The 2,904-nt window shown below is 59.5% G+C and carries 3 protein-coding genes; all 3 read left to right on the top strand.

The genetic code is table 11. From position 1 onward, the window contains the following. Positions 1-311: NYN domain-containing protein (locus tag ACP5EL_RS10080; RefSeq protein ID WP_428402382.1), on the top strand; the 311-nt coding region annotated here is incomplete at its 5' end. Positions 312-563: 252 nt separating this feature from the next. Next, positions 564-1,106 carry a rhomboid family intramembrane serine protease gene (locus tag ACP5EL_RS10075; RefSeq protein ID WP_428402381.1) on the top strand — a complete coding sequence of 181 codons (543 nt, stop codon included), beginning with the start codon at positions 564-566 and terminating at the stop codon, positions 1,104-1,106. A gap of 113 nt (positions 1,107-1,219) precedes the next feature. Further along, complete coding sequence (locus ACP5EL_RS10070; protein WP_428402380.1) at positions 1,220-2,773, top strand: ATP-binding protein; 1,554 nt, start codon at positions 1,220-1,222, stop codon at positions 2,771-2,773. Positions 2,774-2,904: the final 131 nt, after the last annotated feature.

Here is a 2,904-nt window from a genome sequence, read left to right as displayed (position 1 = left end):
TATTCCTCAACCAGTACGCCTCCGAGAAGCTGGTGGAGGCTGTGGAGAACCAGGGCTTTGAGCCGGTGATCTGCACCAGCGACGTCGACGTTAAGCTGGCGGTGGAGGCGATGGAGATGATCTACAGCCCGATCATAGATACCATCGCCCTGGTCACCAGGGACGCCGACTTCAAGCCCGTCCTTCTGAAGGCGATGGAGCACGGCAGGGAGACGATAATCTTCGGGGCTGAGCCCGGCTTCTCCGTCGCTCTTAAAAACTCCGCCGATTACGTCATCGTCCTCCGGGACGGAGAGTACATCGTGGAGTGATCCGGGCCGCCAGCATCTATTTGTAGAGCCTCTTCCAGACGGATGGGCCAGATGAATAAGCTTTGGTGAGGTGAGATCGATTTGAGGGGATCATTCGGGAGGTCGGGACAAAGCTTGGCGAGAAGGCTCTCGCTTGGGGCCGGGGTGCAGAGAGAGGGCGGTCGCGACGATCGCTGGAACGACCCGGACCCCTGGGGCGACGATCGTTTTTCCCCCACCGGTGGTTTCAAGCTTCCTCTGACATATTCGGGCATGATTCTTGTCATATGCGTCCTCCTCTTCTTCGTCAGTGTCAAAGCACCCGTCTTTACTTCTAACTACCTGGCCTTAAACCCGGCCTTCGTCGCAGCCCGACCTTGGACTCTCATCACCCACATGTTCGTCCACGGCAATCTCTCCCACTTGCTGGTCAACATGATCGTCCTCTTCTTCTTCGGAACCGAGCTGGAGCGGAGGGTGGGCGAGTCGAAGTTCCTTCAGATATTCATCATCTCGGGCCTCGTCGCAGCCATCGGCCAGATGGCAGCGGTCCCCACGGGCAGCATGGTCGGAGCGAGCGGCGCCCTTTTCGGAGTTATGGGCTGCCTCGCCGTGATCGCCCCGGAGATCACGGTATTGATATACTTCGTGATACCCCTGAGCATAAGGGCTGCGATAGTCCTCTTTGCGGTTATCGACTTCGCCTTGATGGGGTCAGCAGACAACATAGCTCACATGGCCCATATAACGGGCCTTCTCGCTGGGCTAGCCTACGGCGGCATGCTAAAAGATCGATATCGACGCAGGTACCGTTAAGCTCTTGTGGGGTGGGCGAAGATCTGAACTATGCGGCTCCGGTCGTTCGTGATGGCGAGGGCTTTGCCTCTTGAGAACGTGGTGGTAATCTGGGAGACGAGATCGGAATTATCGTGGGGGAGACGAGCGCCCACGAGTTCAAGTTTTTGATCGCCGACGAGGCTAGCAGGGGAAGTTACGTCAAGGTCAAAGACGGCTCAAAGGACTGGATCTTCGCCCAGGTGGTGGACGTCACCCGGTCCAACCTCGCCTACAGCCTGAACACCATCGACGAGGAGAAGACCGAGGCGAAAGAGCGGGTTTTGGGCCTGGCCCGGGTGATTGGAGTGGCCTCGGGCGGAAGGCTCGCCATGCCCACAAACCCTCCCCGGCCCGGCGATCCGGTACTTCGGGCCGACGGCCCCCTCATCGAGATGGCCCTGGGCCTCTCGAAGGGAAACCTCTACATCGGACTTCTCGACGGCCACGATCTGAAGGTGAAGCTGGAAGCCGACTCCTTCGTCCAGAAGCACTGCAGCATCCTCGCCAAGACCGGAAGCGGGAAGTCCTACACCGCGGCGGTGGTCCTGGAGGAGCTTCTGGAGAAGGGGGTCGCCCTTCTGATAATCGATCCTCACGGCGAGTACGCCTCGATGAAGCAGAAGAACGCCAAAGGGGAGTTCGCCAAATATGAGGTCAAGCCGAGAGGATACGACGTCACCGTCTACTCCCCAGCAAACCAGGCCCTCGCCCCTCATGCCGACCGGTTCTTCCGCTTCAACGGCAAGAAGATGACCGCAAGGGAGATCTCGGCGATGCTCCCCGAGGACGTGACCAACAGCCAGAAGGGGGTCCTCTACGAGGCGATAAAGATCCTCTCCTCTGACGGCGGCGACTACGATCTGGAGGAGGTCATCGCCCAGGCCGAGAAGGACACCAGCAAGGCCAAGTGGGGGCTGATCGGCCACCTCGAAGCCCTGGCGGAGCTGGGGATATTCTCGGGCAAGCCCACAAATCTCGGCGACCTCCTCCAGAGGGGGAGGGCCTCGGTCATCGAGATGACCGGAGTTCCGCCCGACCTCCAGGGGATGATCGTGGCCAAGCTCCTCTCAGATTTATTCGAGGCGAGGAAGAGGGGGCTCGTCAACCCCGGCATGGTGGTGGTGGAGGAGGCCCACAACTACATCCCGGAACGGGGCAGCGGAAGGGCCGCCAGCACCGCGATCATCAGGACCATAGCCGCCGAGGGGAGGAAGTTCGGCCTGGGCCTGCTCGTCATCAGCCAGAGGCCCGCCAGGGTGGACAAGAACGTCATATCCCAGTGCAACACCCAGATCATCCTCCGGGTCACCAATCCCAACGACCTGCGGGCCCTGAGCAAGGGGATTGAGGGGATGAGCTCGGAGCTGGAGGAGGATATAAAGAGGCTCCCGCCGGGGACGGCGATGCTGGTCAGCAATGAGATCGAGCATCCCGTCACGGTCAAGGTCAGGCCGAGGAAGAGCAGGCACGGCGGGGCGAGCACCCCCATCGTCGGCGAGAGGGCGAGGGCCGCGACCAAGACCAGGGCCGAGAAAGGGGCCAAACCGGCCAGCTCTCAGGCAGGAGGAGGAGAGACCGGGCTGAGTTCGGGGTCGAAAGAGAAGAAGGAGACCGGCGGATTTCTCCGGAAGATCCTGGGCAAATGACTTAATCTCTATCCAGAATGCCGATTATAAATCTCGGCTCTAAATATCAACACCAAATTATCTGCACCGAATTTCACATACTTCTGACAGCAACCTATATATGGAGTCGTCCAGTTATCATATTATGATGA

The organism is Methanocrinis sp., assembly GCF_049974945.1.
Lineage (GTDB): Archaea > Halobacteriota > Methanosarcinia > Methanotrichales > Methanotrichaceae > Methanocrinis.
The sequence above is the reverse complement of the archived record's forward strand: the minus strand, read 5'-3'. Positions and strand labels throughout refer to the sequence as shown.